Origin of the sequence: Xanthobacter sp. YC-JY1, from assembly GCF_021730305.1 — a bacterium.
Lineage (GTDB): Bacteria > Pseudomonadota > Alphaproteobacteria > Rhizobiales > Xanthobacteraceae > Xanthobacter > Xanthobacter flavus.
The window spans coordinates 4,689,433-4,710,138 of the sequence record NZ_CP032674.1 but is presented as its reverse complement, the minus strand read 5'-3'; the positions used below and the strand labels follow the sequence as shown (position 1 = coordinate 4,710,138).

The window sequence follows — 20,706 nt, the reverse complement described above, 5'->3', positions numbered from 1 at the left end:
GTTTCCTTTCTTCTTCTTGTCAGGCTGCGGCCGCCACCGCATCGCGGCCGAACGCAAGCTCGGTCCGCATGGCGGCGATGGGGGTGCGGCTTGTGATGAGGTCGAGATAGAAGAGGCCGTCCGCCGTGTCGCCGAACAGCACGGCGCCGGCGAGCCGGCCGTCCTTCACGATGAGCCGGCGGTAGACGCCGAGCCCGCGATCGGTGAGCACGATGTCCTCGGTGCCCGGCCCTCCCGTCACATCTCCGGCGGAGAAGACGGGCACGCCCGACACCTTGAGATTGGTGGAGACGACCGAGCCCTCATAGCGCGCATCCTCCCCAGCGAGGCGACGGGCGAGCACGCCGGCCTGCTCATAGGCCGGGGCGACGAGGCCATAAGTCATGCCGCGATGCTCGGCGCATTCGCCGATGGCGAAGATGTCGGGATCGGATGCGGCGAGGGTGTCGTCCACCACGATGCCGCGCTTCACGTCCAGCCCCGCCGCGCGGGCGAGGTCCGCATTGGGGATGACGCCGCAGGCCACCACCAGAATGTCGGCGGGAATGACGCGGCCGTCCTTGAGGCGCAGGCCGGTGACGCGGCTTTCGCCCTCGATGGCCTCGCTCGCGGCGCCCAGCAGCACCTCAATGCCCTTGGCCTCCACCGCCCGCTTGAGGAAGGCACCGGCGGCGGCGTCGAGCTGTCGCTCCATCAGCCGGTCCTGAAGGTGGACGAGGCGTGTCTCGACGCCCGCGCCGGCCAAACCAGCGGCGGCCTCGATGCCGAGCAGCCCGCCGCCGATGACCACGGCGCGCGTGCCCGGCACGGCGGCGGCGGCCAGCAGGGCCTCCACGTCGTCGAGATCGCGAAAGGTGTGGACACCGGGCAGGTCCATGCCCGGCAGCGGCAGGCGGATGGGGTGGGAGCCGGTGGCGAGCACCAGCTTGCCGAAGGGCAGGCGGCGGCCATCGGCGAGGATCACGTCGCGCGCGGCGCGGTCGATGGCGGCGGCGGGGGTGCCGTATTGCAGGGTCACGCCCCGCTCGCGCCACCAGGCGGCGGGCTTCATCTCCGCCTCGGCGGCGGTCATGTGGCCGGCGAGCACCTCGGAGAGGAGCACGCGGTTATAGGCGAGGTGCGGCTCAGCCCCGATCACCGCCACGGCGTGGCGGCCGAGCGCGCGCCGCGTCAGCTCCTCGCAGAGCTTCGCGGCGGCCATGCCGTTGCCGATGACAAGAAGGGGCTCGCTCACGCTGTCCTCCTCACTCGGCCGGAACCGGCGCCTCGGCGGAGGCGGCGATCATGACGGAGGAGAGGATGCCGTAGGCCTCCACCCAGGCGTCCTTGGTCTCGGGGGTGAAATCCGGGCCGAGGCCGCGCTCCAGCGTCCAGATCAGCGCGGCACCGACGGGGGCGTAGTGTTCGTCCTTCACGCCATAGGCCACGTGTTTGCGGGCGAGGCTCTCGGCGGCGGGGACGATCTTCGAGAGGTCGTTGAGGCCGGCGACGACGAGGCCGAGCGTCGCCATGAGCTTGGCGCCCTGGAGGCTCATGTCGCCCTTGAACAGGGGCTTCACCTCGGGCACGATCTCGAACAGGCGGCCGTAGAAGAGCGCGGCGGCGGTGTCGGCGATGGGCACCACCTTGCGGAACGAATCCTGGATCAGCTCGATCTGGCTCGGGGTCAGGCTCATGGCAAAATTCCTGATGAAGGGCGCACGAACCTGCGCGCGCCGGTTGGGCACGTGGTGTCGGCGGACTGTGGAGTGGCGCGGGCAGGCCCGCGCCGGGTGTCAGGTCAGGCGGCCTCGACGAAGCGGTGGCGCTCGTGGAGGAATTTCAGCACCGCCTCGCGGGCCTTGAGGTAGGTGGCGTTGGTCACCAGATCGAGGCGCTTGCGCGGACGCGGCAGGTTCACCTCCAGCACCTCGCCCACATAGGCGGAGGGGCCGTTGGTCATCATCACGATGCGGTCGGAGAGCAGCACCGCCTCGTCCACGTCGTGGGTGATCATGAGGATGGTGTTCCCCAGCGTGGCGTGGATCTGCATCACGCTGTCCTGAAGGTGCGCGCGGGTGAGCGCATCCAGCGCGCCGAAGGGCTCGTCCAGCAGCAGCACCTTCGGTTCCATGGCGAGCGCCCGGGCGATGCCGACGCGCTGCTTCATGCCGCCGGAGATTTCCGAGGGGCGCTTGTCCTTGGCATGGCCCATCTGCACGAGGTCGAGATTGTGCAGGGTCCAGTCGTGCCGCTCGGCGCGCGAGCGGGTGCCGGAGAACACCTTGTCCACCGCGAGGCGCACATTGTCGTAGACGGTGAGCCAGGGCAGCAGCGAGTGGTTCTGGAACACGACGGCGCGGTCCGGGCCGGGGGAATTCACCTCCCGCCCGTCAAGGATCACGCCTCCGGTGGTGGCTGAGGTGAGGCCGGCCACGATGTTGAGCAAAGTGGACTTGCCGCAGCCGGAATGGCCGATGATGGAGACGTATTCGCCCTTGTCGATGTCGAGCGTCACCTCCTTCAGCACGTTGGTGGAGGCGGAGCCGCGGGTGAAGGTCTTGTCGATGTGATCGAGCTTCAGATAGGCGCCCATGGCGACCTCCTCAGGCAGCGGCGGTGCCGCGGGTGACGAAGGCGCCGATGGCGGCGATCACGCGGTCGAGAATGAACCCGGTGATGCCGACATAGATAAGCGCCACGATGATGTCGCCGATGAGCGACGAGTTCCACGCATCCCAGATGAAGAAGCCGATGCCCACGCCGCCGATGAGCATCTCCGCCGCGATGATGGCGAGCCAGGACAGGCCGATGCCGATGCGTAGGCCGGTGAAGATGTAGGGCGCCGCTGCCGGGATCATGATCTTCGTGAAGAATTCAAGCGGGTTCAGCCGCAGCACCGCAGCAACGTTCCGGTAATCCTGTGGGATGTTGCGGATGCCCACCGCCGTGTTGATAATGATCGGCCAGATGGCGGTGATGAAGATGACGAACACCGCTGCGGGCTGGCCGTCGCGGAAGGCGGCGAGGGAGAGCGGCAGCCAGGCGAGCGGCGGCACGGTGCGCAGCACCTGGAACAGCGGGTCGAGCCCGCGCATGGCCCAAGTGGACTGGCCGATGAGCACGCCGAGGCCGACGCCCGCCACCGCCGCGAGGCTGTAGCCCACCGCCACGCGCTGGAGCGAGGCGAGGATGTGCCAGAACAGGCCCTTGTCGAGGCCGCCGCGGTCATAGAAGGGGTGGGCGATCAGCTCCCACGAATTCTGGATGATGGAGGAGGGCGGCGGCAGGGCCGCGCCCGGGGCGCTGCACAGGATCTGCCACAGGCCTACCAGCAGGGCGATGACGACGACGGGCGGGATGATGTTGGCCGCGGCCGACTTCAGGAAGGGCACGATCTTCTCCGCCAGCGCCGGGCGCTGGCGCGCCGGCATCTTCACCACCTGGGCTGCCGGGGCTTGCGCCATCTTGGCAGGCGAGGATTTTTCTAGCTTGAGGGCGGGCATGGACATGAATGCGTCTCCGGGTTCGGGGCAGGGGGCGCCGCCCCCGTGGTCTTGGATCAGGGGCGGCGCCGCGCGATCACGAGATCCGCTTGATGCCGAGGCTCGACAGGTAGGCGGACGGGTTTTCCGGATCGAAGACCTTGCCGTCGAAGAAGGTCTCCTTGCCGCGCGAGGTGGAGGTGGGGATCTGGGCCGCCGGCACGGAGAGGGCTTTCGCCGCCTCGCGCCACATGTCCTCGCGGTTCACCTTGGCGATGAGGGCCTTGGCGTCGTAATCGGGCTCGAACTTGCCCCAGCGCTGGTCCTCGGTGATGAACCACAGGTCGTGGCTCTGGTAGGGGTAGGACGCATTGTCCTGCCAATACTTCATCATCACCGGGCTCTTCTCGACTACGCGGCCGGTGCCGTAGTCGAACTTGCCCTTCATGCGGTCCACCACGTCGGCGACCGGCACGTTGATCCACTGGCGCTTGGCGCAGATGGCCGCGACTTCCTCGCGGTTTTCCATCTTGTCGCACCACATCTGGGCTTCCATCACAGCCTTCAGCAGCGCCATGGCGGCCTTGGGGTTCTTGTCCACATAGGCGGCGCGCATGCCGAAGGCCTTCTCCGGATGGTCCTTCCAGAGCTCGCCGGTGGTGACGGCGGTGTAGCCGATCTTCTGGTGGATGAGCTGCTCGTTCCACGGCTCGCAGACACAGAAGCAGTCCATGGTGCCCACCTTCATGTTGGCCACCATCTGGGCCGGCGGGACGACGATGGTCTCGATGTCCTTGTCCGGATCGATGCCGCCGGCGGCGAGCCAGTAGCGGATCCAAAGGTCATGGGTGCCACCGGGGAAGGTCATGGCGGCCTTCACCGACTTGCCGGAGGCCTTTTTCTTGTCCAGCGCTTCCTTGAAGGGCTTGGTGTCGAGGCCGATCTTAAGGTCGATATACTCCTGGCCCACCGAGATGCACTGGCTGTTCAGGTTCAGCCGAGAGAGGATGTACATGGGGGTAGGGACGTTGTTCTGCGTCACCTTGCCGGCGGAGATCAGGTAGGGCATCGGGGTGAGGATGTGGGCGCCGTCGATGCCGTTGCCCTCGGAGCCGAGCACGAGGTTGTCGCGCGTGGTGCCCCAGGAGGCCTGCTTGGCCACCGTCACGTCGGTCATGCCGTATTTGTCGAACAGGCCCTTTTCCTTGGCGACGAACAGGGGCGCCGCGTCGGTGAGGGCGATGAAGCCGAGCGTCGCCTTGTTGGTCTCTGGCGCTTCGGAGGCATAGGCCGCCGGCACGCCGCCGGGGAACGCCATGCGGATGCTCTCGAACAAGGCGGCGGTGCCGAGGGCGGCGGCGGTGCCCTTCAGGAGCGAGCGGCGCGAGACGCCGGTGGCCTTGGCGTCGGGCGTGGCGGTGGAGACGGTCTCGTTGGGTCCGGACTTGGAAGCGTCGCTCATGTTCTTTCCCCTGGATCGGCAAAGGCGGACGAGGAGACCCGAAACGAAAAAAGCCGCGGACATGCTCACGACCTTCCGGTCATGGCTGTCAGCGGCTCTGCTGCGGGTCCCATCGTTGGGACGAATATGGGTCGCGGTCATCATCGACTGCGCCGGACTGATAAAAGCAAGTGATGGGCCAACTGCGCCCAAATGCTTAGGCCTTTGATTCTGAGATTGAATTTCGAATGATGAAAAATTGGGCGTGCGCGGTGCCTGCACTTCCGTTGTTCATCTGGTGATGCAGATGCCTGCGAAGTGTGCGCTGCGGCGCGGCTTGGCCGTTAGGCTGGCGGGCTTTCCCGCGCCGGCGACGCGCGCGTTCAGCGGGTGCCACGGCTCTTGTTCCTGGCCGCCCCCTCGGGCATCGTGCGCGCCTTCGATCGACCCCCGATCCAGACCTCTGATCGCCGCTGCCGCCGGACCTTTGAAGGACGCCCCATGTCCCCCTCTCCCCGCCCCCTCAAGCCCGGCGACCATGTGTTCCTGGTGGATGGCTCGTCCTTCGTGTTCCGCGCCTATTTCCAGTCCATCAACCAGGACCGGAAGTACAATTTCCGCTCGGACCGGCTGCCCACGGGTGCGGTGCGGCTGTTCTGCACCAAGCTGTTCCAGTTCGTGCGCGACGGGGCGGTGGGCATCCGCCCCACCCACCTCGCCATCGTCTTCGACAAGTCGGAGGATTCGTTCCGCAAGGAGCTTTATCCCGACTACAAGGCCAACCGCTCCGAGCCGCCGGACGAGCTGATTCCCCAGTTCCCGCTCATGCGCGAAGCGGTGCGCGCCTTCGGCCTCATCCCGGTGGAGCAGGCGCGCTACGAGGCGGACGACATCATCGCCACCTATGCCGAGCAGGCGGTGAAGGCCGGGGCTGACGTGCTCATCGTCTCCGCCGACAAGGACCTGATGCAGCTCATCGGCCCCAAGGTCGCCATGTACGATCCCGCCTCCGGCGAGAGCGGCGGGCGCGGGGCGCGGCCGGAACGGCGCATCGGCCTCGGCGAGGTCGTGGAATATTTCGGCGTGCCGCCGGAGAAGGTCACGGACGTGCAGGCGCTGGCCGGTGATTCCACCGACAACGTGCCCGGCGTGCCCGGCATCGGCATCAAGACCGCCGCCCAGCTCATCGCCGAATATGGCGACCTGGAAACGCTGCTCGCCCGCGCCGGCGAGATCAAGCAGCCCAAGCGGCGCGAGTCGCTCATGAACAATCAGGACGCCGCGCGCATCTCCAAGCAGCTCGTCACGCTGGTGCGCGACGTGGCGGTGGAAGTGCCGCTGGAGGACCTCGTGCTGGAGGACCCGGACGCCAAGCGCCTCATCTCCTTCCTCAAGGCCATGGAATTCACCACCATCACCCGCCGCGTGGCCGAGGCCTATGGCGTGGAGGCCGGCGAGGTGGACCCGGACCCGAAGCTGGCGCCCAGCGGCGGCGATCTCTTCGCCCCCGCCGCGCCCCCCGCAGATGGGGAAGCGCCGGCCGTCGCCCAGCCGGGCGCTGCCCCCGCTGCCCCCAGCGGCACACCCACCCCCTCCGATCTCGCCCACCAGCGCGCGCAGGCCGCGCGGGCGACGCCGGTGGACCGCAAGGCCTACCGCACCATCCTCGATCTCGCCGAGCTGAAGGCGTGGTGCGCGAAGGCCATCGACCTCGGTGTCGTCGCCTTCGACACCGAGACCAATTCCCTCGATCCCATGCAGGCGGACCTCGTGGGCGTCTCGCTGGCGCTCTCGCCCAATGAGGCCTGCTACATCCCGCTGCTGCATCAGGGCGCGGGCGACGGCCTGTTCAGCGAGGGCCTGCTGCCGGGGCAGATTTCCCTCGCCGATGCGGTCGCGGCGCTGAAGCCCATGCTCGAGGACAGGGGCACGCTCAAGATCGGGCACAATGTGAAGTATGACGAGCTGGTGCTGGCCCGCCACGGCATTCAGGTCTCGCCCATCGACTGCACCATGTGCATGTCCTACGCGCTGGATGCCGGCCGGAACGGCCATGGCATGGACGAGCTTTCCGTGCTCCATCTCGGCCACCAGCCCATCGCCTATTCGGAGGTGACGGGGAAGGGCAAGGCGCAGATCACCTTCGACAAGGTGGCGCTGGAGCCCGCCACCGCCTACGCCGCCGAGGATGCGGACGTGACGCTGCGCCTGTGGCAGGTGCTTAAGCCCCGCCTCGCCGCCGAGGGCCGGACCACGGTCTACGAGACGCTGGAACGCCCCCTCATTCCCGTGCTGGCGCGCATGGAGAGCCGTGGCATCGCCATCGACAAGACCATTCTGGCGCGGCTCTCCTCCGAATTCGCGCAGGGCGCGGCGCGGGTGGAGGACGAGATCGCGGAATTGGCCGGCGAGCGGCTGAACGTGGGCTCGCCCAAGCAGATGGGCGACATCCTGTTCGGCAAGATGGGCCTTCCCGGCGGCACCAAGACCGCCACCGGCATGTGGTCCACCAAGGCCACCGCGCTGGAGGAGCTGGCCGAGCTGGGCCACAAGCTGCCGCAGAAGATCCTCGAATGGCGCCAGCTCTCCAAGCTGCGCTCCACCTATACGGACGCGCTGCCGAATTTCGTGCATCCGCAGACCAAGCGCGTCCACACCTCCTATGCGCTGGCGGCCACCACCACGGGGCGGCTCTCCTCCTCCGATCCCAACCTCCAGAACATCCCGGTGCGCACCGAGGAAGGCCGGCGCATCCGCCGCGCCTTCGTGGCGGAGGAGGGCAATCTCCTCGTCTCGGCCGACTATTCGCAGATCGAATTGCGGCTGCTCGCCGAGATCGCCGAGATCCCGGCACTGCGGCAGGCCTTCACGGACGGGCTGGACATCCACGCCATGACGGCCTCCGAGATGTTCGGCGTGCCGGTGAAGGACATGCCGGGGGAAATCCGGCGGCGGGCGAAGGCCATCAATTTCGGCATCATCTACGGCATCTCCGCCTTCGGCCTCGCCAACCAGCTGGGCATTCCGCGCGAGGAGGCGGGGCAGTACATCAAGCGCTATTTCGAGCGTTTCCCCGGCATCCGCGACTATATGGAGGAGACCAAGACCTTCTGCCGCGAGCACGGATATGTGGAGACGCTGTTCGGCCGGCGCTGCCACTATCCCGACATCGCGGCGAAGAACCCGTCTCTGCGCGCCTTCAACGAGCGCGCCGCCATCAATGCCCGCCTCCAGGGCACCGCCGCCGACATCATCCGCCGCGCCATGATCCGCATGGAGCCGGCGCTGGTTGAGGCGGGCCTATCCGCCCGGATGCTGCTGCAGGTGCACGACGAACTGGTTTTCGAGGTGCCGGAGGCCGAGGCCGAGGCCACCATTCCCGTGGTGCGCCAGGCCATGGAGAGCGCGGCGGCGCCCGCCGTCCACCTCGCCGTGCCGCTGAAGGTGGACGCCCGGGCGGCGAAGAACTGGGAAGAGGCGCACTGAGCACCGCTCTCGCGTTCCGGCCGACTGCAACCCGCCTTTGCGCAGTCATGCCCCGGCTTGTCCGGGGCATCCACTTGGCCGATGGGCCGCTCACCGAACTCTGGCACCGCGCCGGGCCACAGGTGGATCCCCCGCACAAGGCGGGGGGATGACGCCGGGAGGGAGCGAGACCGCCCGAGATGGTTGACGCCTCCGCCCCGGATGCTGCTAAACACCCGCCATCCCCAACAAGAGGACACATCATGAGCATCGAACGGCTCGACAAGGGCGCCCGCATGAGCGAGGCGGTGATCCACGGCAACACCGTCTATCTCGCCGGCCAGGTGGCCGAGGGGCCGGACGTGGAGAGCCAGACGAAGGCCGTGCTCGCCTCCATCGACAGCCTGCTGGCCCGCGCCGGCACCGACAAGTCGCGCATCCTCACCGCCACCATCTGGCTGTCGGACATCAAGAATTTCGCCGCCATGAACAGCGTGTGGGACAGCTGGGTGGACAAGGCCAATCCCCCCGCCCGCGCCACCAGCGAAGGCAAGCTCGCCGCGCCGCAGTTCCTGGTCGAGATCATCGTCGTCGCCGCCCGCGGCTGATCTCAGGGTCTCCCTCTCCCCCGAAGTCGGCTTTTGCCGACTTCGGCTTTCACGAAATGAACTCGGCATCAGCCGAGTTCAGGCGGGAGAGGGTCGGGGTGAGGGGTATGGTGCCGTTTGCCCGGCTCCGCGAACAGTGGCGCGAGCCCCCTCACCCCCAACCCCTCTCCCGCGAGGGGAGAGGGGTGGCGCCCGGCGAACTTGGAGCTTACCCTTTCCGAACAGCGAGCTTTTTGGAGCCTTTCCCATGGCCGCCCCCGGCGCCGAATCCTCAAGCCCCCGTGCCCCGCGTGAGACGCGGCCGGCGCGCATGGAGGCGCTTGCCCGCCTGCCGGTGTTCTTCGGGCTCGAGGGCCGGCGCGTGCTGGTGGCGGGCGGCGGCGAGCCGGCAGCCTGGAAGGCGGAGCTTCTCTCCGCCGCCGGTGCGCGGGTGGAGGTGATCGCCCCGGCCGTCTGCGAGGACATCTGGCGGCTGGCCGGCGCGCCGACCCACGGCCCCATCGCCGTGCATGTGCGCGACTGGCATTCGGACGATATCGACGGCGCCGCCCTCGCCATCGGCGATTTCGAGGATGCGGCCGAGGCCGAGCGCTTTTCCGCCGCCGTCCGCGCGGCCGGCGTGCCGGTGAACGTCATCGACCGGCCGGCTCTGTGCGACTTCACCTTCGGCGCCATCGTCAACCGCTCGCCCCTCGTGGTGGGCATCTCCACGGACGGCGCCGCCCCCGTGTTCGGACAGGCGGTGCGGGCCAAGATCGAGGCGCTGCTGCCCTCCGGCTTCCGTGCCTGGGCGCAGGCGGCGAAGACGTGGCGCGCGGCGGTGACCGAGCGCGGCCTCTCCTTCCACGCCCGCCGCGCCTTCTGGGAGCGGTTTGCTGCAAAGGCCCTCTCCGAGCCCCACCGCGCGCCGGAGGAGGCCGACCGCGCCGCTCTGTTCGCCGCCATCGAGATTGAGGGCACCGCCCCGCAAGGCCGCTCCGGCGCCGGCGGTTCCGTGGTGCTGGTGGGGGCCGGGCCGGGCGATCCCGAGCTTCTGACGCTGAAGGCCGTGCGCGCGCTGCAATCGGCGGACGTGGTGCTCTATGACGACCTCGTGTCCGGCGCGATCCTCGATTTCGCCCGGCGCGAGGCGAAGAAGATGCTGGTGGGCAAGACCGGCTACGGCCCCTCCTGCAAGCAGGACGACATCAACGCGCTGATGGTGGAGCTGGCCCGCGAGGGCCGCCGCGTGGTGCGGCTCAAGGGCGGCGAGCCCATGATCTTCGGCCGGGCCGGCGAGGAGATCGCCCATTGCCGCGCGGCCGGCGTGCCGGTGGAGGTGGTGCCGGGCATCTCCTCCCCGCAGGGCGCGGCGAGCCGGCTGGTCACCTCGCTGACCCATCGCGACCATGCGCGGCGGCTGCAATTCGTCACCGCCCATGCCCGCGACGGGAAGCTGCCCGCCGATCTCGACTTCAAGGCCCTCTCGGACAAGGCGGCGACCACCGTCGTCTACATGCCGCGCCGGACCCTGCCGGATCTCGTGCGCAACCTGCTCGCCGCCGGCATCGAGCCGGCGACCCCGGCCGTGGCCATCTTCTCGGTCACGCGGCCGGAGGAGAAGGTGGTCATCGCCACCGTCGCCAGCCTCACCGAGGCGGTGACCCGCGCCGTGGATGCGGGGGCGGAAGGCCCCTGCCTCGTGCTCTATGGCCATGCGCTGTCGGAAGTGGCGGCGCAGGACCTGCCGCAGGCGGCCGAGGCGGCGCGCGGCTAGCTGCCTGAACCCCTTTCAATACGCGAACGCCGGCGCTGAGGGCTCAGCGCCGGCGTTCTGCTTCGTGGCGGGCGTCAGGCCTGCTGCTCGCTTCGGAGCACGGGCACGGCCAGCGCCTCGGCGGGCTCGGGCATGGCGACGGGCGGGCTCGCCTCGCCGGCCAGAGCTGCGGTGAAGCGGGCGTGGTCCAGCTCGCCTTCCCAGCGCGCCACCACCACGGCGGCGACGCCGTTGCCGATCATGTTGATGACCGCTCGCGCCTCGCTCATGAAGCGGTCGATGCCGAGGATCAGCGCCATGCCGGCCACCGGGATGGTCGGCACCACCGAGAGCGTGCCCACGAGGGCGATGAAGGACGCGCCCGTCACCCCCGATGCGCCCTTGGAGGTGAGCATCGCCACGGCGAAAATGGCCATCTGCTGGGTGAAGGAGAGGTCCGTGTTGGTGGCCTGCGCCACGAACAGGGCGGCCAGCGTCATGTAGATGGACGTGCCGTCGGTGTTGAACACGTAGCCGGTGGGCACCACGAGGCCGACCACGGGCTTGGGCACGCCGGCACGCTCCAGCTTCTCCATCAGGCTCGGCAGGGCCGAGTCCGAGGAGGAGGTGCCGAGCACGATCAGGATCTCTTCCTTGATGTAGGCGAGGAACTTCAGCACGCTGAAGCCCGCCCACCAGCACACCGCGCCGAGCACGCCGACCACGAAGATGGCGCCGGTGAGGTAGAAGGTGCCGATCAGCATCATCAGCGGCCCGAGCGAGGCGACGCCATATTTGCCGATGGTGAAGGCCATGGCGCCGAACGCGCCGATGGGGGCGAGGCGCATGATGACGTTCAGCGCCCCGAACACCAGATGGGCGCCGGCCTCGATGGTGTCGCGCACCGGCTTTCCGCGATCGCCGAGATGCGAGAGCACGTAGCCGAACAGCACCGAGATCAGCACCACCGGCAGGATGTCGCCACGGGCGAAGGCATCCACCACGGTGTTGGGCACGATGTTGATGAGGAAGTCGGAGATGGACTGGTCCGCCGCCTTGCCGGCGTAGGCCTTCACCGCCGCGCTGTCGAGGGTGGCGGGATTGGCGTTGAAGCCGGCGCCGGGGCGCACCACGTTGGCGACGATGATGCCGATGGCGAGGGCGATGGTGGACATCACCTCGAAGTAAAGCAGAGCCTTGCCACCGACGCGGCCCACCTTCTTCAGGTCGCTCATGCCGGCGATGCCGGTGACCACCGTGCAGAAGATGACGAGGGCGACGATCATCTTGATGAGCTTGATGAAGACATCGCCGAGCGGCTTCATGTCCACCGCCACCGCCGGCCAGAGATAGCCGACGACGATGGCGAGGGCGATGCCGATGAGCACCTGGATGTAGAGCACCTGATACCAGGGTTTGCGTCGGCGGACGGCGTGGGCTGTGTGGGCCATTGGGGCTTCCTCCGGGTGGGCGGGCGGGGCTGCGCTGCCCTCGTGTTGGTCTTGTGTTCTTGGGGGCAGTTCAGGGTTCGAGGTCGGCTTCAGGGCGTTCCGGCGACAGCCGCCGGGACGGGGGTTGCGGGCGCGGCGGGGGCCAGCGGCATCACCAGCAGCACCACGGCCGGCGCGGTGCCGGCATTGCGCAGCTGGCGGGCCTCGCCGGGGGCGAGGCGGCAGGAATCGAGGCGGGCGAGCCGCACCTCCTCGATGCCGTTGGAGAGGAGGAGCTCGCCCTCCAGCACCAGATAGATCTTCTCGACATTCGAGCCGTCGAGGGTGGTGCCGCCGCCCGGCGCCAAAGTGGAGAGGCCGAGCCAGACGGTGTCCGCCGGGCTAGCTTCCCGCCCCTGAAGGCGCCGCATCTCCATCAGATGATGGCCGGGAGCCTCATAGGCGGGCGCGGCGTCGATGCGCACGACGTGCATGGCTCACGCCTCCGGCAGCAGGAGCACGCGGTCCTGCGACGATCCCATCACCGCCGCATAGGCGGCGCGGGCATCCGTGAGGGGGTAGAGCGCGCGCTCGTGGATGGGGAAGGGCTTCAGCGCCCCCGCCGCGAAGCCCGGCGCCAGCGCCGCCAGGAGGCGGCCCGTCTCCACCGAATTGAGGGCGATGGTGTCGATGCCCACATAAGTGTGGCGGCCCTTGTAGAAGGCGAGGATGTCGAAGGTGACGAAGCGCTCGATGGCGGCGATGAACACCGCGCGCCCGCCCACCGCCATCGCCTTCTGGCCGATGTCGTAGAACGGATCGCCCACCGTGTTGAACACGATGTCGGCGCCCTTGCCCTCGGTGAGGTCGCGCACCCGGGCGGGCACGTCCTCGGCGCTTGCATTGAGCACGAGAGGCGGCACGAGGGCATCGCCGATGAAGGGCTCCGCCCGCCGCACCACGCCGATCACGCGGGCACCGCGCCAGGCGGCGATCTGCGCCACCGCCTGCCCGACCTTGCCGTTGAGGCCGAGCACCAGCACCGTCTCGCCCGGCTGCGGCAGGCCGGCGCGGCGAAGGCCTTCCCAGGCAGTGACGAAGGGCACGCCGATGCCCGCTGCCTCGCGCAGGGAGATGCCATCAGGCACCTCCACCACGGCGTCGGCCTCGACGATCATGTGGCTGGCCTGCGCGCCGTCCTGGCGGATGCCGAGGTCGCCGGAGGAGCCGAACACGTTGCGGCCCAGAAGCGCCTCGGGGCCGGCCACCACCGTGCCGGAGAAATCCCGGCCGGGAGTGCGGGGGAAGACGGCATAGGGCATGAGCCCGGTGGCCGCCTTGGCATCGGAGGGGTTCACCGCCGCGGCGGCGATCTTCACCACCACCTCGTCGGGGCGGAGCGCGCGCAGCGGCGCCTCCTCCATCACGAGGTCGATGGCGGCGTAGCTGTCGGCCTTCGCGTTCAGCCGCAGGCCCCGGCGGACGATGGGGGCGATCTGCGGGCGTTCGGCAAGGAGGGTCATGGCAGGCAGGGTCATGGGGTGATCCGTCATTCGGCGGCGGCCGGAGCGCGCTCCGGGCGGGCGGGGGCGAGGCCGAGCAGAGCGCGGGCCTCGGATGGGGTGGCGATGGTGCCGCCGAGGGCCTCGACAATGCCGCGCGCCTTGGTCACCAGCGCGGCGTTGGAGGGGGCGAGCACGCCGCGATCGAGATAGACACTGTCCTCCAGCCCCACCCGCACATGGCCGCCGGAGAGATAGGACATGGCCACCATCGGGAATGCGGCGCGGCCGATGCCGATGGCGGTGAAGGCCGTGCCGGCCGGCAGCAGGTTGCGGGCGTAGAGCACGGTTTCCGGCGAGGGCTGGAAGCCGTAGCGCACGCCCATGACGAAGGAGGCGAGCACGGGGCCGGCAAGCGTGCCGTCGGCGAGGAGATCGTGCAGCAGGGCGATGTCGCCGGAATCGAACAGCTCGATCTCCGGCTTCACCCCGGCTTCAGTGATCACCTTGGCCATCCGCCGCACATTGGCCGGCGTGTTGATGACCACCGCGCTGCCCGAATACATGGTGTTGAGGTCGAGGGTGCAGATGTCCGGCTTCAGCGCCGCGATATGGGCGACGCGCTCTTCCGGCGGCAGCAAAGTGGTGCCCGGCGCGGCGATCTTCGGATCGTCGGCCGACGGCACGAAGCGCCCGCCCGGCCCGGTGGTGATGTTGAGGATCATGTCCGGGTTGCCGGCGCGGATGAGGCGGATGGTCTCCTCGTAGAGCGCCAGCTCCATGGAGGGCGCGCCGGTGGCGGGATCGCGCACATGAATGTGCACCACCGCCGCGCCGGCATCGGCGGCCTCCAGCGCGGAGGTGGCGATCTGGGCCGGCGTGATCGGCAGATGGGGTGTCTGGTCCGGCCGTGTGAGGTTTCCGGTGATGGCGCAGGTGATGAACACCCGGGGCAGGGGCGCGCGCATGGGTTCGGCTTTCCTCAGAGGGCGCGGCCGCCATCGACCTGGATGGTGTGTCCGGTCGAGAAGCCGAGCATGGTGGCGCAGGCGGTGATGGCGGCGGCGATGTCCTGCGCATTGCCGATCCGCTTGAGCGGTGTGGAGGCGCTGACCTTGTCGTTGAAGTCGGCACCGCGTCCGGGCACGAACTCGGTGTCCACCACCCCCGGCGACACGGCGAGCACCCGCACCTCCGGCGCGAGGGCGCGGCCGAGCGCCTTGGTCATCACGTCGATGCCGGCCTTGGCTGCGCAGTAGGCGATGGAGGAGCCCACGGCGGTGAAGGCGGCGATGGAGGAGATGTTCACCACCAGCCCGTCGCCGGAGGCCTTCAGCAAGGGCGCGAAGGTGCGGATGGTGGCGAACTGGCCGCGCCAGTTCACCTGCAGCATCCGGTCGATCAATTCGTCGGTGAGCGCATCGAGATCGGCGTGGGGCACCGGCTTGGTGAAGCCGGCCGCATTCACCAGGATGTCGAGGCGGCCATAGCGGGCGGCGATGGTGTCCCGCAGCGCGACGAGGGACGGCGTGTCCACCACGTCGGCGACGAAGGCGGCGTGGCCCTCGCCCAGCTCGGCGACAAGGGCGGCTGCTGCTGCTGTGTCCTTCTCGGCGGCGAGATGGCTGATGACCACCTTCGCGCCGGCCGCCTTCAGCATGCGGCTGGTCTCGGCGCCGATGGCGCCCGCCCCGCCCACCACGAGGGCGACCTTGCCTTCGAGGGAGCGCGGATAGGTGGAATGGCGGCCCGTGGCGGCGGCGGGGGGAGCGGGGGAATGGTCGCGCGGCGACACTGCGTCGGTTCTCACCGGCGTCTCCTTTAAGGGTTCGCGAAGATCGGGAAGGGGGAGGGGCGCCGCCTCAGCGGATCGGCGGCACCGGCAGCTTGGCCTCGCCGGGCTCCATGACGAAGGCGTAGTCGAGCCGGTACCACGGCGCGCCCGCATCGGGGGCCGGCGGCGTGCCGCGGCCTTCGGCGAAATCGCCCACCAGCGCGCGGGTGACGCCGAACACCACATCGCTGTCGAGATGGCCGTCGTCATCGACGAAGACCTGCGTGATGAGCGTCTTGTAGCCCGGCCGGTAGGCGAGGAAATGCAGGTGCGCCGGGCGGAAGGGGTGGCGCTTCTGCGCCTTCAGCAGGTCGCCCGCCGGGCCGTGGGTGGGCACCGGATAGCCCGCCGGCTTCACCGAGCGGAACCAGAAGCGCCCTTCGGCATCGGTGCGGAACTTGCCGCGCAGGTTCATGTCGACCTGCTCGGGGTCCTGGTTCTCGTAGAGGCCCACGGGCGAGGCCTGCCACACATCCACCTCCACGCCGGCGAGCGGGCGGCCCTCCGGGTCGGTGACGCGGCAATGGGCGAACAAGGCCGGGCCTGGCGTCGGCGAGCGCAGGATGGAGCCGCCATTCTCCGTCTGGGGCGAATGCATCCGCCAGAACGGGCCGAGCAAGGCGGCGGCGGTCTCGGTGGCGCCGTTCTGGCCGTTGTTCAGCAGGCACACCAGCGTCGAGAAGCCGATGACGTCGGAGAACAGCACTGCCTCGTTGTGGCAGTCGTTAGTGGCCTGTCCGATGCGGTTGAGAAAATCGAGGCCGAGCTCGAACTCGGCCTCGGTGAGGCGCACCTCCCGGGCGAAATCGTGCATGTGGCGCACGAAGGAAGCCATGACCTGCCTGAGGCGCAGGTCGGGGGCCTTGGACATGGCGTCGAGGACGACGTCGGTGAGCGTGGACGCATCCTCGATGATGTGGGAGCGCGGCTTCAGCTGCGCTTCCAGCATGTCCAGTCCGGTCGTTTCCAGTCCGGCAACCATTGGCGTTCCTCCGCGCTTTGTCGCGTGCGCTTGTTGTGCGATCGATTGCACGATAATGCGCGAACGATTGCACAAGTCAAGCGCCGAATCGCGGCGCCGGCCGCGCGCCGTCGAAGGCGGGATCAGGCGGGGCGGGTGGAGCGGGGCTTGCGCGGTGCCTTGGCCCCGGCCTCGGCCGCCCCGCCGCGCGGCGCGGCGGTGGAGGCGCGGGCGATCAGCCGGGCGGGCACGAGGGCGAGGGTTGGCGGCGTTTCGGGCTGCGCGATCTGGTCGAGAAGGATGGAGGCGGCGCGCGCGCCCATGGCCTCATGGCCGATGCGCACGGTGGTGAGGGGCGGGGCCACCATGTCCACCAGCGGCATGTCGTTGTGCCCGACGATGGAGAGGTCCTGCGGGATCCTCAGCCCGCGCTGCTGCGCCTCCTGATAGGCGCCGAGCGCGATGAGATCGTTGCTGGCGGCAATCGCCGTAATGTCCGGCCAGCGGTCCAGCAATTCGGCGGCGGCGACCCGCCCCGCCTCGCGATTATAGGCCGTGGCGGTGGTGACCGCATCGGCCGGAAGGCCCGCCGCCGCCATGGCGTCCGCGAAGCCGCGCCGGCGCAGCACGCCGGTGGAGAGCCGCTCCGGGCCGGCCAGATGCCCAATGCGGCGATGCCCGAGCCCGGCGAGGTGCGCGACGGCGACCGCGATGCCGCCCCTGTCGTCGCTCACCACCGTGGAGGCGCGCAGGCCGTCCTCTCCGCGATTGACCAGCACGGTGGGCACGCCCGCCTTGAGGCAGAGCGAGACGGTGGCATCGTCGCGCTTGGCGGTGGCGAGCACGAGGCCATCCACCCGCCGGGCGATGAGCTTCTCCACGATGTCGGCCTGCCCGGCCTCGTCCTCGCCGCTGTCGGCGACCATCATGGAATAGCCGCGCGCCGCGAGCGTGGCGCCGATGCCGCCGAGGATGGGGGCGAATACGGGATTGGCGAGGTCCGGCACCACCACGCCGATGAGGCGGGAGCGCCCCGTGCGCAGGGAGGAGGCCACCGCATCCGGCCGATAGCCCTGCCGCCGCGCCTCCGCCTGCACCTTCTCCACCACATCCGCCGAGATGCGCCGGCTCTGCTCCGGATCGAGCGCGCGGGCGACCGTGGAGCGATGCACGCCCACGGCATCCGCGACGGACTGGAGCGTCGCGCTCCGGGCGGCGGCAGGCGGCTTGTGGTCTTTCCTGGGCATGCGCGTGGTACGTGATCCGGCGATTCGCTCTGGCGACCCCCAAGATACAAGCTTCCCCGCCGGGCGCACGCGGCAAGCGCGCCGGGGGCGATGAGACGCACTGTGGCCCCCGCCGTCTGCGGCGGGGGCGGCGTGTGGTGTCCACTCAGACGAGGAGCGGACCACCGGCGTGGCCGGCGTGGAGCGCGTCCCGCAGGTGGGTGGCGATGGCCTCCATCCCGTCCGCGATCTGGTGCGCGGTCGCCGTGCCGGCGCCGTGGCCCGACAGGTCGCTCCACAGTGTTTCCAGCACATGGGTGACGGCGGGATCGATCTGGGCCGCGAGATGCGCCATCTCGGCGCCGGCCCCCTCGAAAGCGCCGGCGGGGCCATGGGCGTGGGCGGCCTCCAGCGCGGCGGCGCGCTTTTCCAGCACGTCGAACAGTTGAGGCGCCGCCACGCTTACGCCGGACAGGCTGGCCATCGCCGATGCCCAGAGCTCCGGACCCGACGCGGGGGCAGCTGCGGCCGTGGATTCCGGCGCGAGGGCGAAGCTTGCAACCATTGGCGTCGCGCCGCCTGTGCCGGTGAGGGTGACGGTGACGTTCTGGGTGACGGTGCCGCCATGGTGGTCGTCCAGCGTCAGCGCGAAGGTCTCCACCTTCGTCTGGCCGGCCGCCAGCGGTTCCACCTTGGTTTCGTCCACCACATAGGACCACACCACGGCGCCGGTGCCGTTCATGTCGCTCACCACCTTGGCGGAAAGCGTGCCCAGCGCTCCGTCCGGCGCGGCGACGCTCACCGCGTGGGTGTCCTTGGCATCCGCATCGGCGAAATAGAACGTGCCGGCCGCATTCAGCGTCTTGCGCGCCGCGTCCTCGGTGAGGGTGGCGCTGGTGACGGAGGTGGCGGGCAGGGAGGCCATCAAGATGGAGCCGCCGTAGGTGGGCCCGATATCGCTGGAGGTAAAGATCAGATGGGCCCCGTCCGGCGTGAAGACGGGACGTGAACTGTAGGTGCTGGCGTCGATGGCGAGCTCTGTTATCGCCCCGGTCTGGAGATCTTTGATGAAGATGCCGTTGAAGCCCTGGCCCGGGACGAGATTGGTCGAATAGGACGTAAAGGCGATCTTGGTTCCATCGGGGGAAAACGAAAACGCGCCGGTGGTCGCGGAACTGCCCACATGTCCTGCGCTGTCGCTGCTCTCGACGGTCAGCTGACCGGTCTCAAGGTCCTTGACGTAGAGTTGCATATTGCCGGACGTAGACCCCGGCGAGACATCCTGTGGATAGGACAGGAACGCGATCTTGGTTCCGTCGGGCGAAAACGCGAGATTCTGATTATAGACGTTGCCATAACAGACAAATGTGACCTCACCTGTCGCAACGTCTTGAATGAAGATGGAATGAGCACTCCCGATCCCGACGCCGCGCGCGTCTCCGACGGCACCGAATACGATCTTTGAGCCGTCGGAGGAGATGGCCTTGAATCCGTTGACGATGTCCTGATTGGCAGGATCATTCGGATCGATCCGCGAAATCGCGCCGGTGGCGATGTCCTTCACGAAGATGTCGGACGTGCCATTTGTGTCGCCTGGGACAAGGTTGGTCGCTTTCGAATAGAATTCGACCTTGCTCCCGTCCTGCGTGAAGATGATGTTGGCCGTGCTGGCCTGATTTCCGACGTCGCCCGTCGCGCTCGAAGACGCGAGCGTGACTTCCCCGGTATGCAGGTTCTTGACGAGAACCTGCTGGCTCGAGAAGGCCGGAATAGAAACGTTGGTCGGCACCTGGAGCAGGCTTGATGCCGTCGAGAGGAACGCCACCTCCGTGCCGTCCGGCGAAACGACGGGGTTGGAGCTGAGATTGTTCGCATGCTGCCCGACCGCACCGACCGAAACCACCGAGATGCCCGTGTCTGGGCTCGATGCCAGGATCGAGGGTGCATGGTTCTCGAAGCTGAGCGTCACATGCGTGCTGACCGAGCTTTTCTCGGCATCGGTTATGGTGAAGGTGACATCGCGCGGTTGCGTGGATGGCGTCGATGCCGTGGAGCGATAGGATACCTGATGGAGCAGGGCGCTCATCTGCTCGTCGGGGATGAAAGAGTTGCCCTTGAAGGTCAGGACCAGATCATGTCCGGCCGCGCCGTTGGTGGAGAGCGTGCCCACCAGGTTGCCGTAAAGATAGACCTTGGTACCGGTTATGGTCCACGGTCCATCCGACAGATAAAGCTGATCCGTGGCGGTCGCGTTTGCGAGATGGACGGTCAGCTTGCCGCCCTTGAAGCCGGTGCTGTCCGGATTGATGACCTGGGCGTCGCCGTCGATGACGAAGCCGCTCGTGATGCTGCCGGGCGTCTGGGACGACATGGGGCCGAGGCTCGACACGACCGGCGCGTCGTTCTCCGGCTTCACGGTTATATTCATCGTGGCGGTCGTGATCGACTGCTCGGCATCGGTGGCGGTAAAGGTCACAGCACGGGCGGTGCCGGACGGTTGGTTGGTCGTGGTGGAATAAGCGAACGCGCGCGCCAGGGCCGTCGCTGCCGCGTCACTGACGGGGTGATCGAACTTGACCCCAAGCCCCCCGTTCAACAGCATCTCCGTCCCGATCTGCACGCCGTTATAGAAAACGGTCGTCTCTCCGGTGACGGGATCGGTGTGGAGCGTGATGCCCCCCACCTCGGCGATGGACAGGTGCTCTGACAGCCCCGCATTCGGGAGTGTCACGTTGAGGCTGCAGCCCTGGAAGCCGGTGCCGTCCGGGTTCTTCAGGGTGACGTTCGAATCCAGCACCACCGGGCCGGCGTTTACGGTGTTTTCCGCAAGCGTCTTCGACCGGTCGAGCCCGCCAAAAGCGGGCGCCTTCGTCTTCGTGGCCATTTTGTGCAACTTCCCTGACAGTCACGCAAGCAGGAGTAGCCGTGACGGGTGCCAGGGTCCACCTCGGATCGAGGGGTGCGCGGACAAATCTTGTATTGCAGCGCGAAGACTACTGACTTTACGTATCGGAATATGACGCTGCGGAATATCGTGACT

16 protein-coding genes are annotated in these 20,706 nt (G+C 68.4%); 3 read left to right on the top strand and 13 right to left on the bottom strand.

All coding sequences use genetic code 11. The annotated features are described in order from the left end of the window. Positions 1-19 precede the first annotated feature (19 nt). The 5 genes from D7006_RS22170 to D7006_RS22150 form a co-directional block, all read right to left on the bottom strand. Positions 20-1,234 (bottom strand): NAD(P)/FAD-dependent oxidoreductase, encoded by a 1,215-nt coding sequence (locus D7006_RS22170; protein ID WP_237354578.1) that lies wholly within the window; start codon positions 1,232-1,234, stop codon positions 20-22. 10 nt (positions 1,235-1,244) lie between these two features. Next, entirely contained in the window at positions 1,245-1,670 is a 426-nt protein-coding gene (locus D7006_RS22165) for a globin family protein (RefSeq protein ID WP_237356975.1), read from the bottom strand. A 110-nt stretch (positions 1,671-1,780) separates the two neighbouring features. Beyond that, entirely contained in the window at positions 1,781-2,575 is a 795-nt protein-coding gene (locus D7006_RS22160) for an ABC transporter ATP-binding protein (RefSeq protein WP_237354577.1), read from the bottom strand. Between the two features lie 10 nt (positions 2,576-2,585). After that, the gene (gene ntrB / locus D7006_RS22155) at positions 2,586-3,491 is read right to left on the bottom strand and encodes a nitrate ABC transporter permease (RefSeq protein WP_237354576.1); all 906 of its coding nucleotides are present in this window, start codon (positions 3,489-3,491) and stop codon (positions 2,586-2,588) included. A 70-nt stretch (positions 3,492-3,561) separates the two neighbouring features. Beyond that, a complete protein-coding gene (locus D7006_RS22150) occupies positions 3,562-4,926 on the bottom strand; it encodes a CmpA/NrtA family ABC transporter substrate-binding protein (RefSeq protein ID WP_237354575.1) in 1,365 nt (454 codons plus the stop codon). A 480-nt stretch (positions 4,927-5,406) separates the two neighbouring features. Between D7006_RS22150 and polA the strand changes: the two genes are divergently transcribed. The 3 genes from polA (at position 5,407) to cysG (ending at position 10,734) form a co-directional block, all read left to right on the top strand. Next, entirely contained in the window at positions 5,407-8,391 is a 2,985-nt protein-coding gene (gene polA / locus D7006_RS22145) for a DNA polymerase I (protein ID WP_237354574.1), read from the top strand. Positions 8,392-8,633: 242 nt separating this feature from the next. Continuing rightward, a complete protein-coding gene (locus D7006_RS22140; protein WP_237354573.1) occupies positions 8,634-8,978 on the top strand; it encodes a RidA family protein in 345 nt (114 codons plus the stop codon). A 247-nt stretch (positions 8,979-9,225) separates the two neighbouring features. Continuing rightward, positions 9,226-10,734, top strand: a complete 1,509-nt coding sequence (cysG, locus tag D7006_RS22135; RefSeq protein ID WP_237354572.1) for a siroheme synthase CysG — start codon at positions 9,226-9,228, stop codon at positions 10,732-10,734. Positions 10,735-10,808: 74 nt separating this feature from the next. On the opposite strand, the gene D7006_RS22130 is transcribed toward cysG, so the two are convergent. The 8 genes from D7006_RS22130 to D7006_RS22095 all read right to left on the bottom strand — a co-directional run bounded on the left by D7006_RS22130 (position 10,809) and on the right by D7006_RS22095 (position 20,550). Further along, positions 10,809-12,164, bottom strand: a complete 1,356-nt coding sequence (locus D7006_RS22130; RefSeq protein ID WP_237354571.1) for a dicarboxylate/amino acid:cation symporter — start codon at positions 12,162-12,164, stop codon at positions 10,809-10,811. A gap of 89 nt (positions 12,165-12,253) precedes the next feature. Continuing rightward, complete coding sequence (locus tag D7006_RS22125; RefSeq protein ID WP_237354570.1) at positions 12,254-12,637, bottom strand: cupin domain-containing protein; 384 nt, start codon at positions 12,635-12,637, stop codon at positions 12,254-12,256. Between the two features lie 3 nt (positions 12,638-12,640). Further along, entirely contained in the window at positions 12,641-13,681 is a 1,041-nt protein-coding gene (locus D7006_RS22120) for a zinc-binding alcohol dehydrogenase family protein (protein ID WP_237354569.1), read from the bottom strand. A gap of 11 nt (positions 13,682-13,692) precedes the next feature. Beyond that, positions 13,693-14,613 (bottom strand): 3-keto-5-aminohexanoate cleavage protein, encoded by a 921-nt coding sequence (locus D7006_RS22115; RefSeq protein ID WP_237354568.1) that lies wholly within the window; start codon positions 14,611-14,613, stop codon positions 13,693-13,695. A gap of 14 nt (positions 14,614-14,627) precedes the next feature. Further along, entirely contained in the window at positions 14,628-15,455 is an 828-nt protein-coding gene (locus D7006_RS22110) for an SDR family NAD(P)-dependent oxidoreductase (RefSeq protein ID WP_237354567.1), read from the bottom strand. A 52-nt stretch (positions 15,456-15,507) separates the two neighbouring features. Then, a complete protein-coding gene (locus tag D7006_RS22105) occupies positions 15,508-16,428 on the bottom strand; it encodes a dioxygenase (RefSeq protein ID WP_371745136.1) in 921 nt (306 codons plus the stop codon). 155 nt (positions 16,429-16,583) lie between these two features. Beyond that, on the bottom strand, positions 16,584-17,687 hold the full coding sequence (locus D7006_RS22100; RefSeq protein ID WP_237354566.1) for a LacI family DNA-binding transcriptional regulator: 1,104 nt from the start codon (positions 17,685-17,687) through the stop codon (positions 16,584-16,586). A gap of 145 nt (positions 17,688-17,832) precedes the next feature. Next, positions 17,833-20,550 (bottom strand): VCBS domain-containing protein, encoded by a 2,718-nt coding sequence (locus tag D7006_RS22095; protein ID WP_237354565.1) that lies wholly within the window; start codon positions 20,548-20,550, stop codon positions 17,833-17,835. Positions 20,551-20,706 lie beyond the last annotated feature (156 nt).